General features: G+C 64.8%; 20 protein-coding genes. 14 read left to right on the forward strand and 6 right to left on the reverse strand.

Features of this window, described 5'->3' with window-relative positions; translation table 11 throughout:
• The first annotated feature begins 159 nt into the window (after positions 1 to 159).
• The 4 genes from JQ633_RS23665 to JQ633_RS23680 all read left to right on the forward strand — a co-directional run bounded on the left by JQ633_RS23665 (position 160) and on the right by JQ633_RS23680 (position 5,452).
• Positions 160 to 945 carry an EfeM/EfeO family lipoprotein gene (locus JQ633_RS23665; RefSeq protein WP_211987611.1) on the forward strand — a complete coding sequence of 262 codons (786 nt, stop codon included), beginning with the start codon at positions 160 to 162 and terminating at the stop codon, positions 943 to 945.
• The gene (locus tag JQ633_RS23670) at positions 942 to 2,318 is read left to right on the forward strand and encodes a cytochrome c peroxidase (RefSeq protein WP_211987473.1); all 1,377 of its coding nucleotides are present in this window, start codon (positions 942 to 944) and stop codon (positions 2,316 to 2,318) included. Before JQ633_RS23665 ends, JQ633_RS23670 begins: the two co-directional genes overlap by 4 nt.
• Positions 2,319 to 2,597: 279 nt before the next feature.
• On the forward strand, positions 2,598 to 4,655 hold the full coding sequence (locus JQ633_RS23675) for a phospholipase C (protein WP_211987474.1): 2,058 nt from the start codon (positions 2,598 to 2,600) through the stop codon (positions 4,653 to 4,655).
• A 125-nt stretch (positions 4,656 to 4,780) separates the two neighbouring features.
• Entirely contained in the window at positions 4,781 to 5,452 is a 672-nt protein-coding gene (locus tag JQ633_RS23680) for a hypothetical protein (RefSeq protein ID WP_211987475.1), read from the forward strand.
• 22 nt (positions 5,453 to 5,474) lie between these two features.
• Here JQ633_RS23680 and JQ633_RS23685 read toward each other — a convergent pair whose 3' ends face one another.
• Positions 5,475 to 6,842 (reverse strand): cytochrome c peroxidase, encoded by a 1,368-nt coding sequence (locus JQ633_RS23685; protein WP_249159583.1) that lies wholly within the window; start codon positions 6,840 to 6,842, stop codon positions 5,475 to 5,477.
• 341 nt (positions 6,843 to 7,183) lie between these two features.
• Between JQ633_RS23685 and JQ633_RS23690 the strand changes: the two genes are divergently transcribed.
• Positions 7,184 to 8,974: an alkaline phosphatase family protein gene (locus tag JQ633_RS23690; protein ID WP_249159584.1), complete on the forward strand. Its 1,791-nt coding sequence runs from the start codon at positions 7,184 to 7,186 to the stop codon at positions 8,972 to 8,974.
• Between the two features lie 129 nt (positions 8,975 to 9,103).
• Complete coding sequence (locus JQ633_RS23695; protein ID WP_211987477.1) at positions 9,104 to 9,352, forward strand: DUF3551 domain-containing protein; 249 nt, start codon at positions 9,104 to 9,106, stop codon at positions 9,350 to 9,352.
• A 24-nt stretch (positions 9,353 to 9,376) separates the two neighbouring features.
• Here the strand turns inward: JQ633_RS23695 and JQ633_RS23700 are convergent, their stop codons facing one another.
• On the reverse strand, positions 9,377 to 10,012 hold the full coding sequence (locus tag JQ633_RS23700; RefSeq protein WP_211987478.1) for a pyridoxamine 5'-phosphate oxidase family protein: 636 nt from the start codon (positions 10,010 to 10,012) through the stop codon (positions 9,377 to 9,379).
• Between the two features lie 223 nt (positions 10,013 to 10,235).
• Here JQ633_RS23700 and JQ633_RS23705 point away from each other — a divergent pair, with 223 nt between their 5' ends.
• The gene (locus tag JQ633_RS23705) at positions 10,236 to 10,895 is read left to right on the forward strand and encodes a TetR/AcrR family transcriptional regulator (protein ID WP_211987479.1); all 660 of its coding nucleotides are present in this window, start codon (positions 10,236 to 10,238) and stop codon (positions 10,893 to 10,895) included.
• 208 nt (positions 10,896 to 11,103) lie between these two features.
• Here the strand turns inward: JQ633_RS23705 and paaZ are convergent, their stop codons facing one another.
• Positions 11,104 to 13,131 (reverse strand): phenylacetic acid degradation bifunctional protein PaaZ, encoded by a 2,028-nt coding sequence (gene paaZ, locus JQ633_RS23710; protein ID WP_211987613.1) that lies wholly within the window; start codon positions 13,129 to 13,131, stop codon positions 11,104 to 11,106.
• A gap of 557 nt (positions 13,132 to 13,688) precedes the next feature.
• Between paaZ and JQ633_RS23715 the strand changes: the two genes are divergently transcribed.
• Positions 13,689 to 14,807, forward strand: a complete 1,119-nt coding sequence (locus JQ633_RS23715; protein WP_211987480.1) for a branched-chain amino acid ABC transporter substrate-binding protein — start codon at positions 13,689 to 13,691, stop codon at positions 14,805 to 14,807.
• Positions 14,808 to 14,925: 118 nt separating this feature from the next.
• Here JQ633_RS23715 and JQ633_RS23720 read toward each other — a convergent pair whose 3' ends face one another.
• Positions 14,926 to 15,408 carry a TetR/AcrR family transcriptional regulator gene (locus JQ633_RS23720; protein WP_211987481.1) on the reverse strand — a complete coding sequence of 161 codons (483 nt, stop codon included), beginning with the start codon at positions 15,406 to 15,408 and terminating at the stop codon, positions 14,926 to 14,928.
• 310 nt (positions 15,409 to 15,718) lie between these two features.
• On the opposite strand from JQ633_RS23720, the gene JQ633_RS23725 reads away from it, so the two are divergent.
• From JQ633_RS23725 to JQ633_RS23735, 3 genes are all read left to right on the forward strand, one after another.
• Positions 15,719 to 16,768, forward strand: coding sequence for an aldo/keto reductase (locus tag JQ633_RS23725; protein WP_211987482.1), 1,050 nt, complete (start codon positions 15,719 to 15,721; stop codon positions 16,766 to 16,768).
• Positions 16,768 to 17,619 (forward strand): amidohydrolase family protein, encoded by an 852-nt coding sequence (locus JQ633_RS23730; RefSeq protein ID WP_249159585.1) that lies wholly within the window; start codon positions 16,768 to 16,770, stop codon positions 17,617 to 17,619. Before JQ633_RS23725 ends, JQ633_RS23730 begins: the two co-directional genes overlap by 1 nt.
• 175 nt (positions 17,620 to 17,794) lie before the next feature.
• Positions 17,795 to 20,131, forward strand: a complete 2,337-nt coding sequence (locus JQ633_RS23735) for a Tex family protein (protein ID WP_211987484.1) — start codon at positions 17,795 to 17,797, stop codon at positions 20,129 to 20,131.
• Positions 20,132 to 20,372: 241 nt separating this feature from the next.
• On the opposite strand, the gene JQ633_RS23740 is transcribed toward JQ633_RS23735, so the two are convergent.
• Positions 20,373 to 21,836 carry a catalase gene (locus JQ633_RS23740; protein ID WP_211987485.1) on the reverse strand — a complete coding sequence of 488 codons (1,464 nt, stop codon included), beginning with the start codon at positions 21,834 to 21,836 and terminating at the stop codon, positions 20,373 to 20,375.
• A 207-nt stretch (positions 21,837 to 22,043) separates the two neighbouring features.
• The gene (locus JQ633_RS23745; protein ID WP_211987486.1) at positions 22,044 to 22,259 is read right to left on the reverse strand and encodes a hypothetical protein; all 216 of its coding nucleotides are present in this window, start codon (positions 22,257 to 22,259) and stop codon (positions 22,044 to 22,046) included.
• Between the two features lie 14 nt (positions 22,260 to 22,273).
• Here JQ633_RS23745 and JQ633_RS23750 point away from each other — a divergent pair, with 14 nt between their 5' ends.
• The 3 genes from JQ633_RS23750 to JQ633_RS23760 all read left to right on the forward strand — a co-directional run bounded on the left by JQ633_RS23750 (position 22,274) and on the right by JQ633_RS23760 (position 24,975).
• Entirely contained in the window at positions 22,274 to 22,804 is a 531-nt protein-coding gene (locus JQ633_RS23750) for a hypothetical protein (protein WP_211987487.1), read from the forward strand.
• Positions 22,805 to 22,925: 121 nt separating this feature from the next.
• Positions 22,926 to 23,618 carry a response regulator transcription factor gene (locus tag JQ633_RS23755; protein WP_211987488.1) on the forward strand — a complete coding sequence of 231 codons (693 nt, stop codon included), beginning with the start codon at positions 22,926 to 22,928 and terminating at the stop codon, positions 23,616 to 23,618.
• Positions 23,605 to 24,975, forward strand: a complete 1,371-nt coding sequence (locus JQ633_RS23760) for a sensor histidine kinase (RefSeq protein WP_349631599.1) — start codon at positions 23,605 to 23,607, stop codon at positions 24,973 to 24,975. The genes JQ633_RS23755 and JQ633_RS23760 overlap by 14 nt, the downstream gene beginning before the upstream one ends.
• The last annotated feature ends 107 nt before the right edge of the window (positions 24,976 to 25,082 follow it).

The following is a 25,082-nucleotide window of genomic DNA, read 5'->3' on the forward strand; positions in this document are numbered from 1 at the left end:
GACAGAGCCGGGCTTGCGAGAACGTGATCGTCGACGACGATGCCGACATAGCAAAGATGCGACAAAGAAGCGCGCCTGTCACAAATCCGCATAGGATACCGACAATAGTCCGCATCACTGCGAGCCGCGAGCCCTTCGCGGCGGATGAGTGGGTTGACCATGCACAGGATGCGAGTGGCGGCGTGCCTTGCTCTGCTGGCCGCGATGGCTGGCGCACGCCCGGCGAATGCCGGCGCGCTTGAAGAGGGCGCCGAGCGCTATCGGCCGTATCTGATCGAGGGGGTAGGCAGCGCGCTGGCGGGCGCACGCGCATTGCAGGAGCGCGCGGCCGCTGCGGATTTGCCCGGTGCGAAGAAGGCCTGGCTTTCGGCGCGCGCCGGCTGGGAGCGCTCGGAAGTGTTCACCGCAGGGTTCGTCCCCGAACTCGATGCGCAGATCGACGCTTGGCCAAACGCCGACAGCGGGTTCCACGCCATCGAAGCGAAGCTGTTCGGCGCCGGCAGCACTGACGTCGCTGCCGATGCAGCAGCGCTTGTCGATCACCTGAATGATCTGCACGGCAAACTCAGGGACATCAGGCTGACGTCCCAGGGGTTGCTGGATGGCACGGTGCGGCTCGCCTACGAAGTCGGCGAGAGCAAGGCTGACGGCGGCGAGTCGCGCATCAGCGGCACCTCGCTCGACGACATGCGCAACAACATCGCCGGCATCGATTTCGCGTACCACACTATCTTCTCCTCCGCGCTCAATACGGTGGACGGCAAGCTCGACGAGATGGTGAGCAACCGGATCGAACGGCTTCAGGCGATCGTCGCCACGCCCGACCTTCCGCACGTCGACATCGCCGACCTGCGCCGCACCAGTGAGGAACTGGTCGTGGCGTTGCAGGGCGCGTCGGCAAAGCTCGGCCTGCAGCGGCCGACGCTGGAGGCCCAGGCGCGATGAACTCGCTTCGGCTGCGATTGACCGCACTTGCCTGCGGCGCGATGGCTGTCGCCCTGCTCGGGCGCGCGGTGGCGTTTCCGGTCGACGGCAACAAGACCGTGCTGCCGGCCACCACCGAGCTGAACGAGGATGCGCTCGACAAGCCGCGCGAGGTGTTCCGCTCCGAGATCACCGGCAGCAAGTCCTATCTCGTGAACCTCGGCGATCTCGCATTCAATTCGCCGGGACTGCTTGGCGAGGTGGCGCGGCAGGCCGGCGTGAGCTGCGGCACCTGTCACGTCAACGGCGCCAACAACGCCAAATTCTTCATGCCGAAGATGTCGAGCCGCCCCGGCACGTTCGACACCACAGGTCCGTTGTTCAACCCGAAGGCCGACAATCTGGTGCTCGATCCGGTGCGGATCCCGAGCCTGCGCGGCGCCCGCTATCTCGCGCCCTATGGCGCCGACGGCCGCTTCGCCTCGCTGCGCGACTTCGTCCACAACGTCATCACCAACGAGTTCGCCGGACCGGAGCCGTCGCCGGCAACGCTCGATGCGATCGTGGCGTACATCCAGGATATCGACTTTCTGCCCAATCAGGATCTTGGTCCCGGCGGGCGGCTGGTCGGCAAGATCAGCGAGTCCGAGCGCCGTGGCGAAGCGTTGTTCGCAAAACCGTTCCCGCATGATGCGGCGATGAGTTGTGCGGGCTGCCATGTCCCGTCGTCCGGCTTCGTCGATCATCAGCAGCATGACGTCGGCTCCGGCGGCCTGTTCAAGACGCCGACCCTGCGCAATGCCGACTTCAATGCGCCGTACTTTCACGACGGCCGCTTCGACAATTTCAAGCAGGTGATCGACTATTTCGACCGGACCTTCGAACTCGGCCTCTCGGCGCAGGACAAGCTCGACCTCGTCGCTTACCTGACCGCCGTCGGCGATGGCGCGCAGCCGTATGAACGCGACGGCGCAAGCGCGACGTTGAAGGAGATCAACGACTTCTCGACGGTGCTCGCGACCGCGATTCCGGCCGGTGACAAGGATATTGTCGCGCTGGCGGTCGATACGATCGGCCGCGAGCTGCGCGAGCTCACCGAGCAATATCCCGATCGCAAGAACACCAGCGTGTCAGGCGGCGAGCAGCAGCGCGTGGTTGCACGCAACAGTCTCAAGGAGTTGGTGCTGACGCTGCGGCGAATCGATATGGCGGTCGCGGCGGGACGCAACGCCGATGCTGCGACGGAGTTCAGGAACTATCGTTATCTGATGGCTGCGGCGGTTCCTGCGGTGCTTGCGAGCGCCGAGCCGTGGTCGCTATTCAATCAAGACGTGCACGATCAGCACTATGCTGCGCTTCGCCAGGTGATGCAGTCGAAGCATCTGCCGCATTGATCCATTTTAGATAGACCCGTTCATTATTCAGTTTGGTTGGTGTGTGCAGCGGTCAACGCTGCGCGCATCATGTCGTGAACGATTGCGATCGCTGGTTGAGCAGCGGCAATCGTAGCGATGCATTGCTTGCTGTCGATGCGTTGATGGTTGCGCGTGTCTTCGCAGAAATTTTTGAATAGCTCGAAATTTCTTCCGCGCTTTCACGGCAACGATAAGTCTGCGTCATATTGTCGCACTACGGAGGGAGTGTTGCTAACTGCAAACACCCTGAGGTCGACAATGGCTTTCAACTTTAAACAGAACTGGCGAACCAGCACGGCGCTCTGCGTCGCGTCCACGGTGTTCGTCGCAACCGCAGCTTATGCCGCTCACTATCCGGGCGGTCACAGCGACTGGGACAACCGTTCGCATCACAAGCACCATGACAATGGTGACAGCGCCAAGCACGATCACGGCGACAAGGATCATGGCAACGGCAACGGCGACAAGGTGAAGACCGCCTCGCCGATCAAGCACGTCATCATCCTGATCGGTGAAAACCGCGGCCTTGACCATACGTTCGGCATCTACAAGCCGAAGGGCAAGGGCCAGACCATCTCCAACCTGTTGTCGAAGGGCATCGTCAACGAGGATGGAACGCCGGGTCCGAACTTCGCGCAGGCGCAGCAGTTCTCGGTCACTGGCCAGAACTCGTTCTACATCGGCGCTCCGCAGATCTCGAAGTCGCCCTACAACGCGACGAATCAGATGCCGCAGCCGAACACGGCCGGCACCCCGACCGGTCAGAGCGACACCTCGCCGCCGTTCAAGACGATCGCCGAAGCGAGCGTCGAGAAGGATATGGACCCGGCCGATCTCGATATCCTCACCACCGGCTTCAGCGGTCTGCCGAGCAACGTGCTCGACACCCGCGTTCCCGGCGCCGGCTCGCTGACCGGACCGTTCCCGCTGCAGGGCCAGCAGATCAGCGACGACGACTACACCGGCGACTCCACGCACCGGTTCTATCAGGACTGGCAGCAGGAAGACTGCAGCGCCGCCAGTGCGAACAAGAACAACAATTCGGGCTGCCTGAACGACCTGTTCCCGTTCGTGATGGCGACCTACTCGGCGTCCAACAAGAGCATGGGCAACTCGATGGGCTTCTATAATGCCCAGCAGGGCCAGGCTCCGGTGCTGAAGATGCTGGCCGACCGCTTCACCCTGGGCGACAACTTCCATCAGTCGTTCCACGGTGGTACGGGCGCGAACCACTTCATGCTCGGAACCGGCGATGCAGGGTTCTGGAGCGACGGCAATGGCAACCCCGCCACGCCGCCGACCACCGCGATCGCCAATCCGAATCCGGTTTCCGGCTCGGTCAATCGCTACACCGTCGACGGCAACTTCACCGATTGCTCCGACGTGTCGCACCCCGGCGTGAAGCCGATCGTGACCTATCTGAACAACCTGCCGTACGCGGCCGAGCCGAACTGCAAGCCCAACCACTTCTACATGCTCAACAACGTCAACCCCGGCTATCTGCCGAACGGTGCGCTGTCGGGCGGTAGCAACCTGCCGCCGTCGCCGGTTCGCACCATTGGTGATGCGCTGATCGAGAAGAACATCTCGTGGGCGTATTATGGCGGTGCGTATAACGACGCCGTTGCGCTGTCCAACGCCGCGGTCGCCGCCAACGCGTCGAAGCCCGACCTCAACGCCGCCGCGCTGGCCGATCCGGCCCACGCGCTCGGCGTTGCCTACTGCCAGATCTGCAATCCGTTCCAGTATGCGACCTCGATCATGGCCAACCCGGCCGTGCGCCAGGCCCATATCAAGGACACTGCCGATCTGATCACGGCGATCCAGAACAACTCGCTGCCCGCGGTGTCGTTCGGCAAGCCGGATGGTCTGCTCGACGGTCACCCGCAGAGCTCGAAGGTCGATCTGTTCGAGGCCTATGCCCTGAACGTGCTCAATGCGCTGGACAACAATCCGGAGCTGAAGGCCGAGACCGCGGTGTTCATCACCTGGGACGAAGCCGGCGGCTACTGGGACTCCGGCTACATCCAGTCGATCGACTACTTCGGCGACGGACCGCGTATGCCGATCCTGATCCTCTCGCCCTATTCGACGGGCGGCAAGGTCTACCACAACTACGGCGACCACGTTTCGCTGCTGAAGTTCATCGAGCGCAACTGGGGTCTCCAGCCGCTCACGGTCCGCAGCCGCGACAACCTGCCGAACCCGACCTTCTCGAAGAAGAACGAGTACGTGCCGACCAACAGCCCGGCGCTGTCTGACATGTTCGACGCGTTCGACTTCAGCAAGCCGGTCACGCTGTCCTACACCGAGTGATCGGATTGCGTTCAGGACGTGATCTAATCTGAGACCAGCGCCGGCCGAACCAAGGTTCGGCCGGCGCTGCCGTATTGGTCCGGTCGGGAACTGGCCGAACAAGAATGTGCGAAGAGGCAAGCGACATGGTGATTTCGGCGCGCAGCAAGGTCGTGAGCTGCATGGTCGTGGCCGCGGGCGTTGCGCTTGCGGCGCAATCGGCGGCCGCGCAGCAATTCTCGGCCGATCTCGTCAGGATGGCCGGCGGGGCCGCGACCCCCGCAGGCCATGTGCGCGTATCGGGCGAAAAGGCGCTGATCGAGACGCCGGCTTTTCCCGACGGCTTCTTCCTGGTCGATGCAGCGAAGCCTGCGGCCTGGTTCGTCCGCCCGCGCGGGCTTGTGTTCATGGATGCGCGGCAGTCGAGCCCGTTGACGCAGATGTTCGTTCCGCTCGACCCCGGCGATCCCTGCCGGCAATGGCTGGCGATGGCGCAACTCGCCTCGGAGAAGGCGCCGGAAACGTGGCGCTGTGAACGCGACGGCGAGGAGACGATCGGCGGCCGCAAGACCGATGTCTATCGGGTCGAAGCGGGATCTGGACTCGGTTTCGTCGGCTGGGTCGACCGCGAGCGCAGGTTTCCGCTACAGATAAAGACCGCAGATGGCACGGTGATATCGGCGGACCACATCCGCGACGAGCCGCAACCGGCGCAATCCTTCGAGATCCCGGCCGGGATCAGGAAGTTCGATCCGCAGGCGCTGATCCGCCGGATTCAGCAGAGCGATGTCTGGGTCGCGCCGCCACCCGTGCAATGAGCAGTCGGGCAATGAGCGCGCATCACTGCGATTGCTGGCTCGTCGTCAGCAGCATCCGGCCGAGCGCGTTATAGTGCTGATCATGCACATCGCTGTTGAACAGCGACCACGGCTCGGCCTTCTTCAACGCGATCGGAATGTCGAAGCTCACCAGCTTGGAGAAGTTGTTGTACTCCGTCGCGGCTTCGTCGATGCGGCCGGCGGCGACGGCGAGGTCGATCCGGCGCAGGCTGAGTACGAGGTCCTTGAGGGCGGCGCGCGCCGCCAGCCGTTCGTCGCGTCCGCCGAGCGAGGTATTCCTGATGTCGGGAATGCGCTCGGTCATCTCGCGCAACTCGGCGCCGACGCCGGTGACCGCCAGCGACACCACGGCCGTATCAGCGGCGGGGATCGCAATGTCGAGAACGCTCGACAGTTCCTGCACTTCCTTCATCCGGATCATGACGCCGTCCTTCTCGAACGGACGGTCGCCGTCACCGACGGCGTTCAGGTAGGCGACGAGATCCTGAGTATCCCGCGGCGACAGCCCGAGCCCGAACAGGCGGTCGAAATGGCCAACCACCTGCTCATAGCTGTCATAGCGTCCGTCGTGGAAGTAGGGGCCGTTGAAATTGGCGTTCAGCAACGTGGGCGTCTTGACGAGGCCGCCCGAGCCGACGTCGTGGCGCACCTGGTCATTGAACGTTCCGGTAGGAATATGGCAGGTGCCGCAGCTCAATTGCGGCTGATGCGGGAATGGCTTGAGGAACAGCTTTTCGCCGCGCCGCTCGGCGTCGCTGGCCTGGCCGGCGAGCCGGCCGCCCGGCGTCAGGTGCGGATTGGGCAGGAAATCGATGTCGTTGATATAGGCGACGAGCGCGTCGAGGATCTCGTCCCGCGGCCGCGGTCCGTCAAACTCGTTGACGATGACATTATATACGAAGTCGCGTAGCGAGCCGATGCGGCCGTCATGGCCGTACGGCGCCAGGAAGCGGGCGCCGCGCAGGCTGGGGATCCGGACCGGATCGAGGATGCTGTTGAAGGTCTTGTGATTGAAGGCAAGGCTCGTGGTGTCGAAGGTGCCGGGGCGCGAGGAGGCGCCGGGCACGAACAGCTTGGCGTTCGACGCGCCGTTGACGTGGCAGGTGCCGCAGCTCATCTCGGCCTGCCGGGCCTTGCCGCCGAGGATCGACGGCGAGTTGAAAGCGAGATCGCCGAGATTGACCAGATAGGATTTTCGGCCGCCGACGGCTTCGGAATGAAACAGCTCGCGCGGGCGTGCGAGTGCATCTTCCCCGAATTCGGTGCCGGCCGGCAGCACGGTCTGGTCGCCGCCGAGCGGAAACGCGACGGCAGGCAACGGCAGCAGCGTCACCGTGACTGCCGCGAGAACACGTGCGATCGGCCCCATGACACGATCTGCAGCAGTTTCGCGACACCAGCCGAATCCGCGCGCAAGGAAATGCCGAGCCATCACGAGAAAATGCCCCTGGAAACAAGCAATGCGTGTGCGATCGCAGACGGAAGATGTCACTGACGTGACAGTTTCTCGTCGACGGGATCACTGACAGCCCGTCTGGATAGACGAAAGTTGTTTGCAGTTTGATGACGCCCGGCCCGCGAAGCGTGATCGATGTTGCGCGCGGATGAAAACAGGTGATCGAGCGACAGCGTGTCGCACATCGGTCATCGCAACGAAATGTGTCTTGCGTAGCGTCAGAAACATTCGTTCATCTTTCTAATCAGGAGAACATGATGCGGCTTTGGGGAGCCATTCCGGCGCTCGCAATTATTGCTAGCGCTGCTGCTTCGCCGTCGGCGAATGCTGAGAATCTCGTCGGCAAGATCATCGATCAGTTCAAGAACGAGGTTCGCGACGAGCTGCGTGATCTGAAGCACGGCGATCACGGAGATCACGACGGTCTGAAGGATTACAAGCACATCGTCGTCATTTATCAGGAAAACCACAGCTTCGATAACCTCTACGGTCATTGGGGTGACGTCGGCCGCGATCGGATCAACGGCACCTCCGATGCCGATCCGTCGCGCACCCTGCAGGTTCGCCAGGACAATCAGACTGTGTTCGGCTGCCTGCTGCAGAACGACGTCAACCTGACCTCGCCGTCGCCGCTGGCGACCAGCTGCACCGACACGTCGGGTTCGGTTGCGATCCTCAGCGCGTTCAAGAACAAGCCGTTCGAGATCAACGCCTTCATTCCGACCTCGGCGACCACTTGTCCGAAGCCGCTCGGCGCCTTCGCGGCCCACGGCTTCCTCAACGGCACCGGCGCGCCCGGCGGCTGCACGGAAGATATCGTGCATCGCTTCTACAGCGAGCAGTACCAGATCAACGGCGGCCGGCAGAACCGCTACATGGTCGGCAGCGATGCTTCCGGCCTGGTGATGGGCTACTACGACACCAAGAAGCTGCCGATCTACACCTATCTCCACGGCCGCAGCGCACCGAACTACGTCATCGCCGACAGCTTCTTCCAGGCTGCCTTCGGCGGGTCGTTCCTGAACCACCAGTTCCTCGTCGCGGCGGCTGCGCCGCAGTTCGTCGGCGCACCGAACGACGGCAGCGCCAACGACCTGCACTCGATCGTCGACGCCAACGGCATGCCGACCAGCACGCCGCTCTATACGCCGACCTCGACGGTGAAGGACGCGCAATTGACCGCCAAGTGCAATCAGGCCGGCCTGCCGGCCGGGCTCGCTTGCGGTGACTACGCCGTCAACACCACGCAGCCGTTCTATCAGCCCTATTCGCCGGGAACGGCGGATGTCCGCCGCCTGCCGCCGCTCAAGACGGCAAACATCGGCGACCGGCTCTCGGCCAAGAAGATCGATTGGGCCTGGTACTCGGGCGGCTGGTCGAACGCCAATGGTGACATCGGCGCCTCCGGCTGGACCAACGGCACCGGCACCACCTGCGCCGATCCGAACCATCTCTCCACGGCGGTGTTCCCGAACTGCCCCGACGCGACCTTCCAGTTCCACCACCAGGCGCTCAACTACTTCGCCACCTACGCGCCCGGCACGAAGGCCCGCAAGGACCATCTGAAGGACGAGGCGGAGTTCATCCAGTCCGCCAAGAACGGCACGCTGAAGCAGGTCAGCTTCATCAAGCCGATCGGCGAGGAGAACGAGCATCCCGGCTACACCAACGAGTCCGAAGGCAGCCAGCACCTGGTCGATCTGATCAAGGCGATCACCGAAGGGCCGGACGGCAAAGACACGCTGATCATCATCACCTACGACGAGTTCGGTGGGCAGTGGGATCACGTGCCGCCTCCGCCGCACAACCGTCGTGGTGCCGAAGCCAGGGCCGCCGATCAGTGGGGACCGGGCACTCGCATTCCGGCGCTGCTGGTCTCCAAGCGCTTCGACCGCTCGGGTGTCGCGCATGAGGACTTCGATACGACCTCGATCCTCAGGCTGCTCGAGAAGCGCTTCGACCTCGATCCGCTGGTGACGCGGCCGGTGCGCAGCCTCTCGGTGGCGCTGAAGGCCGCCGAAGGCCACGGACACGGCGGTCACTGATAGATTGATCTGAATGCGGTCCGCATCACATCGTGATGCGGGCCGCATGATTCCTCCCGTCGGGAACCTCCAGTTCGTCCTTTCGTTAGACTGTTTGGCCCAGCCAACGCCAACGCGAGGAGATATTCCGTGCGCAGATTCTTCCTGTTATCAGCCGTGACGCTCGGCCTCGGCATGGCCGCCGGCGTGTCGCCAGCCGATGCCCGGGACTATCCGTGGTGCGTTCAGGGCAGGGGCGTCGGCTACCCGGGCGACTGCAACTACCAGACCCGTGCGCAATGCCTTGCATCCGCTTCCGGCCGCGACGTCAGCTGCGGGATCAATCCGCGCGCCGCCTATGGCCAGCAGCGACGCAGCCACCGAGGGTATTATCGCTAATGACGCCGGCGCGGCCGGGTCTCGTCAGTAGAGCCGCGTGCGATAGGCTTCCTCCATCACCTTCTCGGCGGTCTCGACCTCGATCGCGGCAGTTTGCTCGGCGATGATCCGGCCGAGCGTCGGGAAGCTGCTGCGCTCGACCTGCGCGGCGGGGCTCCACAGCTTCGAGCGCATCAGCGCCTTGCCGCAGTGGAAGTAGGTTTCCTCGACATGCACCTTGAGGCCGATGACCGGCGTGACGTTCTGCACGGTCAGCGGCGTCAGCAGGTCCGGCTCCTGCGAGACCTCGGCGCGCCCGTTGATGCGCAGCGTCTCGTTGATGCCGGGCACCAGGAAGATCAGCCCGATCCCCGACGAAGCCAGGATGTTGCCGAACGTATCGACCCGGTTGTTGCCGCGGCGGTCCGGAATCAGCAGCGTCTTGTCGTCGAGCACCGAGACGAAGCCGGGGGCGTCGCCACGCGGGCTGGCGTCGGCATGGCCCTTGCCGTCGCTGGAAGCGATGATCAGGAACGGCGACAGCGCGATGAAGTCGCGGCAGAACTTGTCGAGATGATGGAGAACCTTCTTCTCCGCGAGCGGGCTCACCTGCCCGAAATGCGCGCGAAGATCCTCCTGCGACCTGACCGGCGGCTTGGCGCCTGCGCCCTGGCTGTCCATCGCGAAACTTCCTTTCTTAACTCACCGCTTGGCCATTACCCTATCAGAAAATTGTCCGGCAGGCGCCGCGCTCATGCCTGCACGCCCGGGCGGCCATTCCACGCAGGCCATGGAATTATCCGACCGGATGGTCAATAAATGAGGGGGGCGGCGGGTTCGGCACTTGCCGTGATTGACGTGAATCTCGAAACGACGGCCGGACGGCCGGCTGGTGGAACAAGACATGGCCCGATCGCGCGCCAAGGACTATGACGACAAGCGGCGCTCCATCCTGCATCGCTCGGCGGAGCTGTTTGCCGCGGCGGGATATGTCGGCACCTCGATGAACACCATCGCGGACGCCTGCCGGGTCTCGAAGGCGCTGCTCTATCATTACTATTCCGACAAGGAAGCCATCCTCTTCGACATCCTCTCGTCCCACCTCAAGGAGCTGGTCGCAGCGGTCCAGGAGGCGAGCGCCTCGGCTGCCGAGCCGGTGGAGCGCCTGCGCGCGATCGTCGTCACCCTGCTCGAGCTCTACCGGCATGCCGATGCCGAGCATCAGGTGCAGATCGCAAGCCTCAAGCTGCTGCCGAAAGACAAGCAGCAACCGCTGCTCGCGAGCGAGCGCATCCTGGTCGAGATCATGTCGGATGCACTCGCCGCGGCGGTGCCGGCGGCGAAGCAGAAGCGCATCCTCAAGCCGCTGACGATGAGCGTCTTCGGCATGCTGAACTGGCACTATATGTGGTTCCGCGAGGGCGGGCTGATGAGCCGCGCCGACTATGCGGACTTCGTCGTGCAGCTGGTTTTGACCGGCGCCGCAGAGGCGGCCGCGGCCGTCAGCCGGCCGCGCGGCAAGGCGAAGCCGGCCAGGGGGAGGCGACTGGCCGCGCTGCTCTGAGAAGCGCTGAGCGACGGCCTCCGCTTTACCTCGCCCCGCGTGCGGGGAGAGGTCGGAAGGCATCGTTAGATGCGTTCCGGGTGAGGGGGAGTCTCCGCGAGTCCAACTATGACCGTTTGTGCGGAAGCGGCCCCTCACCCCAACCCTCTCCCCGTAAGAACGGGGAGAGGGAGCATACCGCCGCCGCTAGTCGCTCATCGCGCACGCTCTAGCTCCGCATCGCGTTCATCGTCAGCAGCTCGTAGGTCGCCGCGGTCTCGCCGGTGCCGGTGGTGATCTCGACGTCCCAGCGCACCTCGCCATACTGCTTGTTGCGCGGAGTCTTCTCCTTCGCGGTGAGCCGTACCTGGATCGATTCTCCCGGCTGCACCGGTTTGACGAAGCGCAGCGAGTCGAGGCCGTAATTGGCCAGCACCGGGCCGTAATCGGGATCGACGAACAGGCCGGCCGCGAACGACAGCAAGAGATAGCCGTGCGCGACCCGGCCCGGGAAGAACGGATGTCCCTTGGTCGCTTCCTCGTCCATGTGGGCGTAGAAGGTGTCGCCGGTGAAGTGCGCGAAATGCTCGATGTCCTCGAGCGTGATCTGCCGCAGCTTCGAGACCATGGTGCGGCCGATCTCGAGATCGTCGTAGTGATAGCGGAACGGATGCAAGGCGCCGTCGAGCACCGGGCTGCCCTTGAACCAGCGGCCGGTGACCCCGCTCAGCATGTGCGGCGAGCCCTGCAGCGCGGTGCGCTGCATGTAGTGCTGCAGGCTGCGCACGCCGCCCAGCTCCTCGCCGCCGCCGGCGCGGCCCGGGCCGCCATGCAGCATCTGCGGCATCGGCGAGCCGTGGCCGGTATGCTCGGCCGCGCAATCGCGGTCGATAATGGCGACGCGGCCATGGAAGCTGCCGATGCCGAACGCCAGCTCGGTCGCGGCCGCGATGTCGTGCGAATAGATCGATGCGACAAGGCTGCCGCCGCCGCGATTGGTCAGCGCGATCGCCTGCTCCAGGTCGTCATAGCCCATCACGGTGCTAACCGGGCCGAACGCCTCTATCTCGTGCACCGCGGTTGCGGCCATCGGCCTGGCGCAATGCAGCAGCAGCGGCGGCACGAACGCGCCGCGTTTGGCGTCGGCATCGACCAGCGCGAAATTGTCTGGATCGCCGGCGACCAGCTCGGCCTCGCTGCGCAGCCTAGCGACATGCGCCAGCACGTCGCTGCGCTGGCCGAGGCCCACCAGCGGCCCCATCCTGACCTTGTCGCTTGCGGGATCGCCGATCGCGACCTTGCCGAGCCGCTCGCGCAGCGCGGTGATCACGGCGTCGACATGCGCCGCTGGTGCCAGGGCGCGGCGGATCGCGGTGCATTTCTGCCCGGCCTTCACCGTCATCTCCTTCGCCACTTCCTTGATGAAGAGGTCGAACTCCGGGCTTCCCGGCGCGGCATCAGGCGCGAGGATCGCCGCATTGAGCGAATCCCGCTCCGCGATGAAGCGGACGGCCTCGCGCGCGATCACCGGATGCCGCTGCAGCTTCTGCGACGTGTCGGCCGAGCCGGTAAAGGAGACGACGTCCTGGCAGGTGAGATGGTCGAACAAATCGACGGTCGATCCGACGATGAATTGCAGCGCGCCATCGGGCAGCACCTTGGATTCGGTGATGATCCGCACCAGCTCATGGGCCACATAGGAGGTGACCGTCGCGGGCTTGGTGACGACGGGAACGCCGGCGAGCAGCGCCGGTGCCAGCTTCTCCAGCATGCCCCAGCACGGGAAATTGAACGCGTTGATGTGCACGGCGACGCCGCGCAGCGAGGTCACGACATGCTGGCCGGCGAACGCGCCGCCCTTGGAGAGGCCCTCGACGGCGCCGTCGAGCAGGAACTTGGTGTTCGGCAGCTCGCGGCGTCCCTTGCCGGCATAGCTGAACAATGTGCCGATGCCGCCGTCGACGTCGATCATCGCGTCGGTCCGGGTGCAGCCGGCGTGGAACGAGAGCTGGTAGAGCCGGTCCTTGTGCTGGGAGAGATAGTCGGCCAGCGCCTTCAAGAGGCCGGCGCGCTGGTGGAACGTCAGCTTCCGCAGGTTGCTGCCGCCGACCGCGCGGCCATAGGCGAGGATCTTGCGCATGTCGAGATCGCTCCTCGTCGCGAGCGCGACCACGTCGCCGGTCACCGCGCTGTGGATCTCGGCGGCGGGCTCGCCGGGGCCGGTCCAGTTGCCGCGGACGAAGCTGTCGAGTTTCATGATGTCTTGGGGCTGTGCCATCGGAGTCTCACCCGTGAATCCGTGATCTATGATTGAGTCTGGCCTGACAGGCGGAATGTTCAATCCGGAGGGTCAAGCGCGCTCGCCGCGCATTTTGGTCGCGGCCAAATCGCTGATCATGATTATCTCTCCGTTTGCGGCTTCTGACGACCGAGGATCGCATGGCCTGTCATGACATACTATTGACCAACCGGACGGTCAATTATAATAACTCGCACGGCGGCTGCGAGCGGCCATCGGCGCGACATGTCCGGTCGGCACCGCGGTCTTCGTGACTGGTCCTGTCGCTCACATCACACTGACGCGCTCATCACCGGCGCCGATACAGTTCGGTCTGATTGGAAAGCGTCCAGCTTGTCGCTGTTTTCGTGATTCTCAAGCGGTCAATGCACGACAACGTGTTTCACATTGTTGCGCGATGTCGCATATGTCCAATCCCCGTCGCTTCGGTCCGCGCCTGCCGGTCGTCACGCATCTGATAAGGCAGTCCCCGATGATCGTTGCGCTCGCGGCTTGAGACCATCGAGGAGAATGTGATGAAGTTTCCACTTCGCGGAGTTTGTCTTGCGTTCGGCGCCAGCCTGGCGCTGTCCGGCGCCGCCATGGCGCAGGATATCAGTGTTGCCGTGGTCGGCCCGATGACGGGTTCGGAGGCAAGCTTCGGCCAGCAGTTCAAGAACGGCGCCGAACTGGCGGTCGCCGACATCAACGCCGCGGGCGGCCTGCTCGGCAAGAAGCTGAAGCTGGAGATCGGCGACGATGCCTGCGATCCGAAGCAGGCGGTTTCGGTCGCCGAGAAGATGGCCAGCATGAAGATTCCGTTCGTCGACGGCCATTTCTGCTCGTCGACCTCGATTCCCGCCTCGGACTCCTACGCCGAGGGCAACGTGCTTCAGATCACGCCGGGCTCGACCAACCCGCTCTATACCGAGCGCGGGCTGTGGAACACGTTCCGCGTCTGCGGCCGGGACGACCAGCAGGGCCAGGTCGCGGCCGCCTACATCATCAAGAACTACAAGGGCAAGAACGTCGCGATCATCCACGACAAGACGACCTACGGCAAAGGCCTCGCCGACGAGACCCGCAACGCCATCAACGCGGCCGGCGTCAAGGAAAAGCTCTATGAAGCCTATACCAAGGGCGACAAGGATTTCGCCGCGCTGGTGTCCCGCTTCAAGCGCGACGGAATCGACTTCGTCTATGTCGGCGGCTACTACGCCGAGGCCGCGCTGATCCTGCGCCAGATGCGCGAGCAGGGCGTCAATGCGGTGCTGATGGGCGGCGACGCGCTGGTCGACAAGCAGTTCGCGGCGATCGCAGGTCCGCTCGCCGAAGGCTCGCTGTTCACCTTCTCGCCCGATCCGCGCAAGAAGGACACCGCGGCCGCAACCTTGAAGAAGTTCAAGGACAAGGGCATCGATCCCGACGGCTACACGCTCTACAGCTACGCCGCGTTCCAGATCTGGAGCCAGGCCGTCGCCAAGGCCCAGACCACCGATGCCAAGAAGGTCGCGACGACCATCAAGGCCGGCAAGTGGGATACCGTGCTCGGCAACATCAGCTATACGCCGAAGGGCGACATCACGCTGATCGACTACGTTGTCTACAAGCGCGACAAGGACGGCAATTACGCCGAACTACAGTCCCAGCAGTGATCGCATGCCACGACACCGGCGCTCCGGTGTCGCGGCTGCTTCTTCCAATTCGGCTTGCCGTGGCGGACATTCTGCGCAAAGCGCGCCGCGCCCGGCGCAAGCCATCTCGCCGCACGTCTCAGGCGTCACCTACCACGGCGTCGATGAAGGTTGCCGCCGATTCCTTCAGCTGCTTGCGGCTGTATCCGGCACGCTCCATCACCGCGAGGCCGCGCGTGAACGTCACGATGACGCGCGCCAGCCGATTGGCATCGGTGGCGCTTCGTCCGGTGGGCGCCGCGCCGAGTGTCCTCGCAATCAGCTGCTCGAGCCGGCTCAGCACGCCCTGTACGCGCTCACGCACGTCGGCGCTCGAAATCGCCGCATCGAGCGCGGTGCGGGTGGTCAAGCATCCCCGCGGCGGCGAGCCGCCGGTCATGTTGACGACGATCATGTCGAAGAAGTTCCGCAAGCCCGCCACCGCACCGCCCCGCGCCAGCGCGTCGCCGGCCGCCTGCAAAAACGCTTCGGCATACTGGTCGAAGGCGCGCAGGAAGATCGCTTCCTTGTCGCCATAGGCGTTGTAGAGGTGGCGCGCATTCGTTCGCGAGAAATACGGCACCGAGCCGACGGTGACCTATTTCGAAAGCCCCGTGATCGTCGACAACGTCACGCAGCAGATTCTTGCCGACGAATAGACTGACACGGCACCAAAACATTCGGTGTCGTCCCTGCTTTCGCAGGGACGACAGTGAACGCTTGGTGTATCTCGAGAGTCATGCATTCACATCTCACAAGATGAGGTTTGAAGGTCGTCGCAAGCCCCGGAACTCATGCCCTGCGTGATGTCCCCATCGTGCTCCCGGCTTGTGTCGGACGAGCTTGCGGGGCTAGTCTGCCTGCAAGCAAGAAGACTGCAGGGAGCCGTCGTGATGAATCAGCACCCGTCCTCGAGTCCGGCCCCCGTCGCAGCATTGCCACGCCGAAAGCTCGGCCGCACCGGGCTCGACGTTTCGATCCTCGGTCTCGGCACCGCGCCGCTCGGCGATCTCTTCGCGCGGCTCGACGATGCCGCGGCGATCGCTGCGGTAGAGCGCGCGTTTTCGCTCGGCGTCAATCTCCTGGATTCCTCGCCGCTCTATGGCCATGGCCTCGCCGAGCATCGCTGCGGCACCGCGCTGCGGCGGGTAGCGCGCGATCAGATCGTCGTCTGCACCAAGGTCGGGCGCTGGATGGATCCGTTCCACGGACGCGGCGAAGGCTCCAATTTTGTCGGGGGACAGCCGCATCGCGCGGTGTTCGACTATTCCTATGAAGGCACCATGCGCTCGGTCGAACAGTCGCTGCTGCGGCTCGGAACCGATCGCATCGATCTGCTGTTGATCCATGACGTTGACGTCTGGACCCACGGCAAGGAGGCGATCGAGGCCCGGTTCCGCGAGGCGATGGCGGGCGCCTATGTCGCGCTCGATAAGCTGCGCGCCGAGCGCGTGGTCAAGGGCATCGGCGTCGGCGTCAACGAGGCCGACATGTGCGTGCGCTTCGCCAAAGCCGGCACGTTCGACACCATGCTGCTCGCGGGACGTTATTCGCTGCTGGAGCAGCCGGCCCTTGCCGAATTCATGCCGCTGGCGGCGGAGCAGGGTATCGGCGTCATGCTCGGCGGCGTGTTCAATTCCGGCATCCTCGCCACCGGCGCGGTCGCCGGCGCCAAGTACAATTACAAGGACGCGCCTCCCGAGGTGATGCAGAAGGTCGCCGCGATCGAGCGCGTCTGCCGCGCCCATGGTGTGGCGCTGCCGGTCGCGGCACTGCATTTCGCGCTCGGCCATCCGGCGGTCGCGAGCCTCGTGCTCGGCGCACATGTGCCCGAGGAGGTCGAGCGCAATGTCGCCGCGCTGTCGGTGCCGGTGCCAGCCGCGCTGTGGCGCGATCTCAAGGCCGAACGCCTGCTCGACGACAACGCGCCGGTGCCGGCGTGATGCGGATCGACGCCCATCACCATGTCTGGACGCTGGCACGTGCCGATTACGGCTGGCTGACCGACGAGCTCGCACCGATCTACCGCGATTTCGGTCTGCCCGACCTGCAGCCGCATCTCGATGCCGCCGGGATCGAGGGCACGATCCTGGTGCAGGCAGCCCCGACCGAGGCGGAAACCGCGTTCATGCTCGACGTTGCCAAGGGCTCGGAGCTGGTCCGCGGCGTGGTCGGCTGGATCGATTTCGACGCCGAGGATGCCGCGGCGAGGGTCGATGCGATCGCGGCGCGGGAGCTGCTGGTCGGGCTGCGTCCGATGGTGCAGGACATCGTCGATGACGACTGGCTGTTGCGCGAGGAACTCGCCGCGTCGCTGCAGGCGATGGCGCGGCACGAGCTCGTGTTCGATGCGCTGGTGCTGCCGCGCCATCTGCCGCGGCTCGTGCAATTGGTCGACCGTCATCCCGATCTGCACTTCGTGCTCGACCATTTCGGCAAGCCGCAGCTCGCCAGCGGCGACATCGCGGCCTGGAAGGACGATATCGCGACGCTTGCCGCGCGCAGCAACATCGTCTGCAAGCTGTCGGGCCTTGCGACGGAGGCGGCGCCGAACTGGCAGGTCGCCGATCTGCGCGGGGCCGTCGATCACGTGCTGGCCTGCTTCGGGCCGCAGCGGATGCTGTGGGGCAGCGACTGGCCGGTGGTCAATCTCGCCGGCGGCTATGCGCAGTGGTTCGCGGCCAGCGGGACGTTGCTGACTGATTTGTCAAGTGATGCAAAGGATGCGATTTTTGGCGGCAATGCGGCGCGCGTCTATTTGTCAAGTCGCGGGCGCCCGACATCCCTGAAATAGATTGCGGGCGAGCGCCAAATTTGATCCACAGCGCGCCTTGATGAATCATTCCGGGATGGTCCATAAGCGGCGTCCGCGTCGCCGGAGCATGGTCCGGAAAAATGGATACCGGTTTTCCGGAGAGACCATGCTCAAATGAGAAGTCCGGCGGTGCAACGAAGTCAGAGAGACGAGCGTGGCAAAGATTCATCATCAGATTGCGCAGGAGCTGGGGGTTCGCGACGAGCAGGTCGAGGCGGCGGTGACGCTGCTCGACGGCGGCGCCACCGTCCCGTTCATCGCGCGCTACCGCAAGGAACTCACCGGCGCGCTCGATGACGCGCAACTGCGCACTCTGGAAGAACGGCTGACCTATCTGCGCGAGCTCGAGGAGCGCCGCACCGCGGTGCTCAATTCGATCCGCGAGCAGGGCAAGCTCGATGCCGCGCTCGAAGCCCAGATCATGGCCGCCGACAGCAAGGGCCGCCTCGAAGACATCTATCTGCCGTACAAGCCGAAGCGCCGCACCAAGGCCGAGATCGCCAGGGAGGCCGGGCTCGAGCCGCTTGCTGACCTTTTGATGGCCAAGCCCGAGAACGATCCGAACGAGGCCGCGGTGCCGTTCGTCGATGCCGAGAAGCAGGTCGCCGACGTTGCCGCTGCGCTGGACGGCGCGCGCGCCATCTTGGTCGAGCGTTTCGCCGAGGATGCCGATCTGATCGGCGCGCTGCGCGAGGAGATGTGGTCGAACGGCATCATGGCCTCGACCGTGCGTGACGGCAAGAAGACCGAAGGCGAGAAGTTCAAGGACTATTTCGATTTCAGCGAGCCGCTGCCGAAGCTGCCGTCGCACCGCATCCTGGCGCTGTTCCGCGGCGAGAAGGAGGAGATCCTCGACCTCGCGATCAAGCCGGAGGCGCAGGACCCGGTGGTCGGCGTTCCCAGCCGCTATGAATTGAAGATCATGCACCGCTTCGCGATCTCCAACCAGGGCCGCAAGGGCGACAAGTGGCTGACGGAGACGGTGCGCTGGGCCTGGCGCACCAAGATCCAGATCCATCTCAACATCGATTTGCGGATGCGGCTGTGGACCGCGGCCGAGACCGAGGGCGTGCGCGTGTTCGCCTCCAATCTGCGCGACCTGCTGCTCGCTGCGCCGGCCGGCGCGCGTGCCACCATGGGGCTCGATCCCGGCTATCGCACCGGCGTCAAGGTCGCGGTGGTCGATGCCACCGGCAAGGTGCTGGCGACGACCGCGATCTTCCCGCACGAGCCGCAGCGGCGCTGGGACGAGGCGCTCGCGATCCTCGGCAAGCTCGCGATCGAGCACGGCGTCGAGCTGATCGCGATCGGCAACGGCACCGCCTCACGCGAGACCGACAAGCTCGCGACCGAACTGGTCAAGCGGCTGGCCGAGCGCAAGATGACCAAGATCGTGGTTTCCGAGGCGGGCGCGTCGGTCTACTCGGCCTCCGCCTTCGCCTCGAGCGAACTGCCCGAGCTCGACGTCACCATGCGCGGCGCGGTCTCGATCGCGCGGCGCCTGCAGGATCCGCTCGCCGAGCTCGTGAAGATCGATCCGAAGGCGATCGGCGTCGGTCAGTACCAGCATGATCTCGGTGAGGCCAAACTGGCGAAATCGCTCGATGCCGTGGTGGAAGACTGCGTGAACGCGGTCGGCGTCGACGCCAACACCGCCTCGGTGCCGCTGCTGTCCCGCGTGTCGGGCATCGGGCAGGGCCTGGCGCAGAGCATCGTGCAGCACCGCGACGCCAACGGCCCGTTCAAGTCGCGCAAATCGCTGAAGGACGTCCCGCGGCTCGGGCCGAAGGCGTTCGAGCAATGCGCCGGCTTCCTGCGCATCAGCAACGGCGACGACCCGCTGGATTCTTCCGGCGTGCACCCGGAAGCCTATCCGGTGGTGCGGCGGATTCTGGAAGCAACCAAGAGCGACATCAAGGCGCTGATCGGCAATGCCAGTGTGACGCGCGGACTCAAGCCGCAGGCCTTCGTCGACGACACGTTTGGTCTGCCCACCGTCACCGACATCCTGCGCGAGCTGGAAAAGCCCGGCCGCGACCCGCGCCCGGCGTTCAAGGCCGCGGAGTTCAAGGAAGGCATCGAGGAGGTCAAGGATCTCCGCCCGGGCATGATCCTCGAGGGCACGGTGACCAACGTCGCCGCGTTCGGCGCCTTCGTCGACATCGGCGTCCATCAGGACGGCCTGGTGCACATCTCGGCGATGTCGAAAACCTTCATCAAGGACCCGCGCGAGGTGGTGAAGCCGGGCGATATCGTCAAGGTCAAGGTGCTGGACGTCGAGGTCGCACGCAAGCGCATCGCGCTGACGCTGCGTCTCGACGACGAGATCGGCCCGAAGAAGGACAACGCCGGCGCATCGCGCGACTTCTCGCGGGGCTCGGCCAAGATGACGTCGTCCGCCCCGCGCCGGCCGCAGGAGCAACCCGGCGGCGCGCTCGCCGACGCGCTCCGCCGCGCCGCCGAGAAGAACGGCCGCGGCAAGCCGACTTGAGGGCGCCGTGATTGTTTGAGCAGCGGAGCAACATATCCGGTGTCGTCCCGGCGAAAGCCGGGACCCATAACCACAGGGTTCAATTGTTGAAGAAGGCTGGGGCCCCGGCGTCGCATAAACAATGACTTTTGGTGGTTATGGGTCCCGGCTTTCGCCGGGACGACACTGAATGTTTGGTGCCGCTCGTCAGCCGTACATCCGATTTTCTCGGCATGCCGGACCGACGAGCGGCACCCGCAAACTACAGCTCGCCCGCCGCGAACCGCTTCAGCGCATCCGCGACGCCCTTGCCGTAGGCCGGATCGGCCTTGCTGCAATTGGCAACGTGCCGTTCCTGGATGTGCTTCGCGGCGTTGCCGACCTGGCGGGCGGTGTTGTCGAACAGCGCCTGCTTCTGTTCGGCATTCATGTTGCGGAACAGATTGCCCGGCTGCTGCCAGTGGTCCTCGTCGACGCGATGGTCCCAATGCGCGGCCGCGCCTGACAGCTCCAGCGGCGGCTCGTTGAGCTGCTGCTGATCAGTCCATTCGCCCGCGCTGTTCGGCCAGTAGCTCAGCGTGCCGCCGAGATTGCCGTCGGTGCGCATCGCGCCGTCGCGGTGGAAGCTGTGGAACGGGCATTTCGGCGCGTTGACCGGAATCTGGTGATGGTTGACGCCGAGCCGGTAACGCTGCGCGTCGCCATAGGAGAACAGCCGGGCCTGCAGCATCTTGTCCGGCGAATAGCCGATGCCGGGCACCACATTGGCCGGCGTGAACGCCGCCTGCTCGACCTCGGCGAAGAAGTTTTCCGGATTCCGGTTCAGCTCGAAATAGCCGACCTCGATCAGCGGATAATCCGCCTTCGGCCAGACCTTCGTCAGATCGAACGGGTTGAACGGAAACGTCTCGGCCTGCGCGTCGGTCATCACCTGAATGAACAGCGTCCAGCGCGGGAAATCGCCGCGCTCGATGCTCTCGTAGAGGTCGCGCTGATGGCTCTCGCGATCCCTGCCGACCAGCGCTTGCGCCTCGGCATCGGTGAGGTTCTGCACGCCCTGCTGGGTGCGGAAATGGAATTTCACCCAGCTGCGCTCATTGTTGGCGTTGATGAAGCTGTAGGTGTGGCTGCCGAAGCCGTGCTGATGACGGAAGCTCTTCGGGATACCGCGCTCGCTCATCACGATGGTGACCTGGTGCAGTGCCTCCGGCAGCAGGGTCCAGAAATCCCAGTTCATGTCGGCATCGCGCATCCCGGTGCGCGGATGCCGCTTGATGGCGTGGTTGAGGTCGATGAAGCGCAGCGGATCGCGGAAGAAGAACACCGGCGTGTTGTTGCCGACCACGTCCCAATTGCCTTCGTCGGTGTAGAATTTCAGCGCGAAGCCGCGGATGTCGCGTTCGGCGTCGGCCGCGCCGCGCTCGCCGGCCACCGTCGAGAACCGCGCGAACATCGGGGTCTGCTTGCCAATCTCGGCAAAGATGCTCGCCTTGGTGTAGCGCGTGATGTCGTGGGTCACCGTGAAGGTGCCGTGCGCGCCGGCGCCCTTGGCGTGCATGCGCCGCTCCGGGATCACTTCGCGGTGAAAATGCGCCAGCTTCTCGATCAGCCAGACGTCCTGCAGCAGCGCCGGGCCGCGCGGCCCCGCTGTGAGGATGTTCACATTGTCGGTGACAGGCGCGCCCGAGGCCTGCGTCAGAAATGGTCGCTTGTTGTTGTCGCTCACGGAAAGCTCCTGGTTTGGTGATGGAAGGCTATAGGTCGCGAGAGTTCTGAGGCCGGCTTGTCGTTCCTTGCCGTATCCGCCGCATCCCTTGCTGGATCGCGGCCAGAATTAGGAGCTCCGGCGTGAGGGCTCAACGCGCGAGGTCCGCCGAATCCGGCCAAATGTCCGCCGAACCCGGCCACGCTGCGCACGGAGGATCACCGGTGATCAATAGCCCGTGTGATGATGCGCGACCATGCGGTCCGGTCGTGCAGCGCGATCGATAAGCGTGGCGGCGGCGAGCAATCGGATCGGCACTGGCAAGGTGTCGCGCAAACTAAATCCGGCGTCAGAATCTGGCGCATTTGTAAGTTGAAGTTGGTGGTCCGCGCGCGTCTGCTTGGGTTCTGCAAGCGGCGGTGCGCTGCTCGCCGCGATCCTCATCAAGGAGGTTTTCCATGAACAACAAGTTTCTCAAATGTCTCATGGCGGTGACGCTCAGCGCCAGCGTCGCGCTCGCGCCGGCAGCGGCCCTTGCCAGAGGCGGCGGCGGTGGTGGCGGCGGTCACGGCGGTGGCGGTGGCGGCCATGGCGGCTTCGGTGGCGGCGGCTTCGGCGGTGGCCGCGGTGGCGGCTTCGGAGGCGGTATGCACGCCGGCGGATTTGGTGGCGGCATGCATGCCGGTGGCTTCGGCGGTGGCATGCGCGGCGGCGGTGCCATGGCGTTCGCTCGCCCCGGCGGGGGCCCGGCTTTCGGCGGCTCCCGCTTTGTCGGTGCACCGGTCGGGCATGCTGCATTCGGGCCGCGGTTTGCTGGCGCCCGATTCCACGGCGGGCATGGCTTCCATCACGGCTTCCATCACCGCTTCCACCGCTTCGCCTTCGTCGGCGGTCCGTACTATGGCGACTACTATGATGGCTGCTGGCGCCGGACGTACACGCCTTACGGCGTGCAATGGATCAACACGTGCGGGGATTATTTGTACTAGCTCCAACCGCGCACGGGTTGTCGCGGTCGTCGCCAGGCGTTCCAGCCTGCCCCAAAATGGGATAGTCTGGCGGCGGCCGTCGCGGGGGCGTTCGGAGACTTCAAACGAAGACTTTAGTCAAATGACCGGAGCCCACCGCCGTATCCTCGTCGTCGAGGACGATCCAGAGACAGCTGACCAGCTCGTCGACCAGCTCACGACCAGTGGCTACGATGTCGACCTCGCCGCCAGCGGGCGCGAGGCGCTCGACCGTGGCGCGGCGCGCGACTATGCCGTCATCACGATCGATCGCATGCTTCCCGATATCGACGGCATCGCGGTGATGCGCCAGTTGCGCGACGACGGCATCGCGGTGCCGTTCCTGATCATCAGCGCACTCGGCGAGGTCGATGACCGGGTGCGCGGCCTGCGCGCCGGCGGCGACGATTATCTGGTCAAGCCGTTCTCCTTCGTCGAGCTCCTCGCGCGCCTGGAAGCATTGGGCCGCCGCAGCGAGACCGTCGTCAAGGAGACCATTCTGCGGGTCGGCGATCTCGCGATCGACCTGATCGCGCGCACCGCGAGCCGCGGCAGCCGCAAGATTCCGCTGCTGCCGAAGGAGTTTCAGCTGCTCGAATATCTCGCGCGCAACGAGGGCCGGGTGGTGTCCCGCGCCATGCTGTTGCAGCACGTCTGGGATCTGCACTTCGATCCCTCGACCAACATCATCGACGTCTATGTCGGCCGGGTCCGCCGCAAGGTCGACGACCAGCAGGCCTATCCGCTGATCCATACCATCCGCGGCATCGGATACTGCCTCCGTGCTCCTGGCTAAGACCCTCAGGTCGTCGACATTCCGCCTGGCGCTGATCGCGATCGGCACGTTCGGTTTGATCGTCTCGGCGATCTTCGCCTATGTCTACTGGTCGACCGTCGCCTATGTGCGCAGCGAGTCGGATCGCGCGATCATGGCCGAGCAGGCCAATCTGCGCGAGGCTTTCGCGCATTCGGGGCGCGACGGCCTGGTCGCACTGATCGGCCAGCGCATCGCCGACCGGAGCTTTGCCGGTCACGTCTATATGCTCGCCGGGCCCGATGCGGCGGTGCTGGCCGGAAACCTCGGGCAGTGGCCGTCCGGGGCGAACGAGCCGGGCTGGACTGAATTCCGCGCGCGTTCGTTGCCCTCGAACCCGCTGGTGCGCGGCGTGACCGAGCGGCTGGCGAATGGCGACCGGCTGCTGGTCGGCCGCGATATCGGCGATCTCGACGGCTTCATGGCGCGGATCACGACGGCCGGCATCGCCGTGGCCGCGCTGATCGTCCTGCTCGCGGCCGTCGCCAGCATCGGGGTGACGCGGCGGACGGTCGGCCGCATCGAGTCCATCAATGCGACCAGCCGCGCCATCATGCTCTCCGGGCTCGACCAGCGCATCCCGCTGCACGGTAGCCACGATGAATGGGACCGCGTCGCCGAAAATCTCAATCTGATGCTTGACCGCATCCAGACGCTGATGGGCGACGTCAAGCAGGTCAGCGACAACATCGCGCACGATCTGCGCACGCCGCTGACGCGGATGCGCGGCCGGCTCGAGAAGGCCTATCACGCGCAACGCAGCGGTGAGGCCGATGCGGCGCTGATCGGCGACACCATCGCCGATCTCGATACGGTGCTGGCCATGTTCGCCTCGCTGACGCGGATCTCCGAGATCGAGACCCGCGCGAGGAGAGGCGCCTTCCGCACCGTCAATCTGGTCGAGATCGCAGGCGAGGTGGTCGAGCTCTACGACGCCGCGGCCGAGCGCGACACGACCCGGCTCGATCTTGCCGGCGACGGCGAGGTGCTGATGACCGGCGACCGCGACTTGCTGTTCGATGCCATCGCCAATCTCGTCGACAACGCCATCAAGCACGGCGGCGCCGGCGGGCGGGTGAGCGTGACCTGCTGTAACAGTGAAGAGGGTGCCGTGATCGCGGTCGCCGACAACGGTCCAGGGATTCCCGCGGACCAGCACGACCGCGTCTTCAAGCGCTTCTACCGCCTGGAGCAGAGCCGCTACACGCCTGGCAACGGCCTCGGCCTCAGCCTGGTCGCCGCCGTCGCCAGCCTGCACGGCGGGCGGATCGAACTGCACGACAACGCGCCGGGGCTGCGCGTCAGGCTGTGCTTTCCGGCTGCGGAACGTAAAGCGTAGGGTGTGCCTCTCACCGTCATTCAAGGGCGCGCAGCGCGAGCCCGGAATCCATTTCGCCGCAGCATCGGGGACGAATGGATTCCGGGTTCATGCCTCGCATGCCCCGG

The sequence above is a fragment of the Bradyrhizobium tropiciagri genome (assembly GCF_018130505.1).
Classification (GTDB): domain Bacteria; phylum Pseudomonadota; class Alphaproteobacteria; order Rhizobiales; family Xanthobacteraceae; genus Bradyrhizobium; species Bradyrhizobium tropiciagri_B.

Bases quoted from the DNA above. Each gene is read 5' to 3' on its own strand.
- JQ633_RS23665 (WP_211987611.1), top strand. From the start codon at position 160: ATGCACAGGATGCGAGTGGCGGCGTGCCTTGCTCTGCTGGCCGCGATG.
- JQ633_RS23670 (WP_211987473.1), top strand. From the start codon at position 942: ATGAACTCGCTTCGGCTGCGATTGACCGCACTTGCCTGCGGCGCGATG.
- JQ633_RS23675 (WP_211987474.1), top strand. From the start codon at position 2,598: ATGGCTTTCAACTTTAAACAGAACTGGCGAACCAGCACGGCGCTCTGC.
- JQ633_RS23680 (WP_211987475.1), top strand. From the start codon at position 4,781: ATGGTGATTTCGGCGCGCAGCAAGGTCGTGAGCTGCATGGTCGTGGCC.
- JQ633_RS23685 (WP_249159583.1), bottom strand. From the start codon at position 6,842: ATGGGGCCGATCGCACGTGTTCTCGCGGCAGTCACGGTGACGCTGCTG.
- JQ633_RS23690 (WP_249159584.1), top strand. From the start codon at position 7,184: ATGATGCGGCTTTGGGGAGCCATTCCGGCGCTCGCAATTATTGCTAGC.
- JQ633_RS23700 (WP_211987478.1), bottom strand. From the start codon at position 10,012: ATGGACAGCCAGGGCGCAGGCGCCAAGCCGCCGGTCAGGTCGCAGGAG.
- JQ633_RS23705 (WP_211987479.1), top strand. From the start codon at position 10,236: ATGGCCCGATCGCGCGCCAAGGACTATGACGACAAGCGGCGCTCCATC.
- paaZ (WP_211987613.1), bottom strand. From the start codon at position 13,131: ATGAAACTCGACAGCTTCGTCCGCGGCAACTGGACCGGCCCCGGCGAG.
- JQ633_RS23715 (WP_211987480.1), top strand. From the start codon at position 13,689: ATGAAGTTTCCACTTCGCGGAGTTTGTCTTGCGTTCGGCGCCAGCCTG.
- JQ633_RS23725 (WP_211987482.1), top strand. From the start codon at position 15,719: ATGAATCAGCACCCGTCCTCGAGTCCGGCCCCCGTCGCAGCATTGCCA.
- JQ633_RS23730 (WP_249159585.1), top strand. From the start codon at position 16,768: ATGCGGATCGACGCCCATCACCATGTCTGGACGCTGGCACGTGCCGAT.
- JQ633_RS23745 (WP_211987486.1), bottom strand. From the start codon at position 22,259: ATGAGGATCGCGGCGAGCAGCGCACCGCCGCTTGCAGAACCCAAGCAG.
- JQ633_RS23750 (WP_211987487.1), top strand. From the start codon at position 22,274: ATGAACAACAAGTTTCTCAAATGTCTCATGGCGGTGACGCTCAGCGCC.
- JQ633_RS23755 (WP_211987488.1), top strand. From the start codon at position 22,926: ATGACCGGAGCCCACCGCCGTATCCTCGTCGTCGAGGACGATCCAGAG.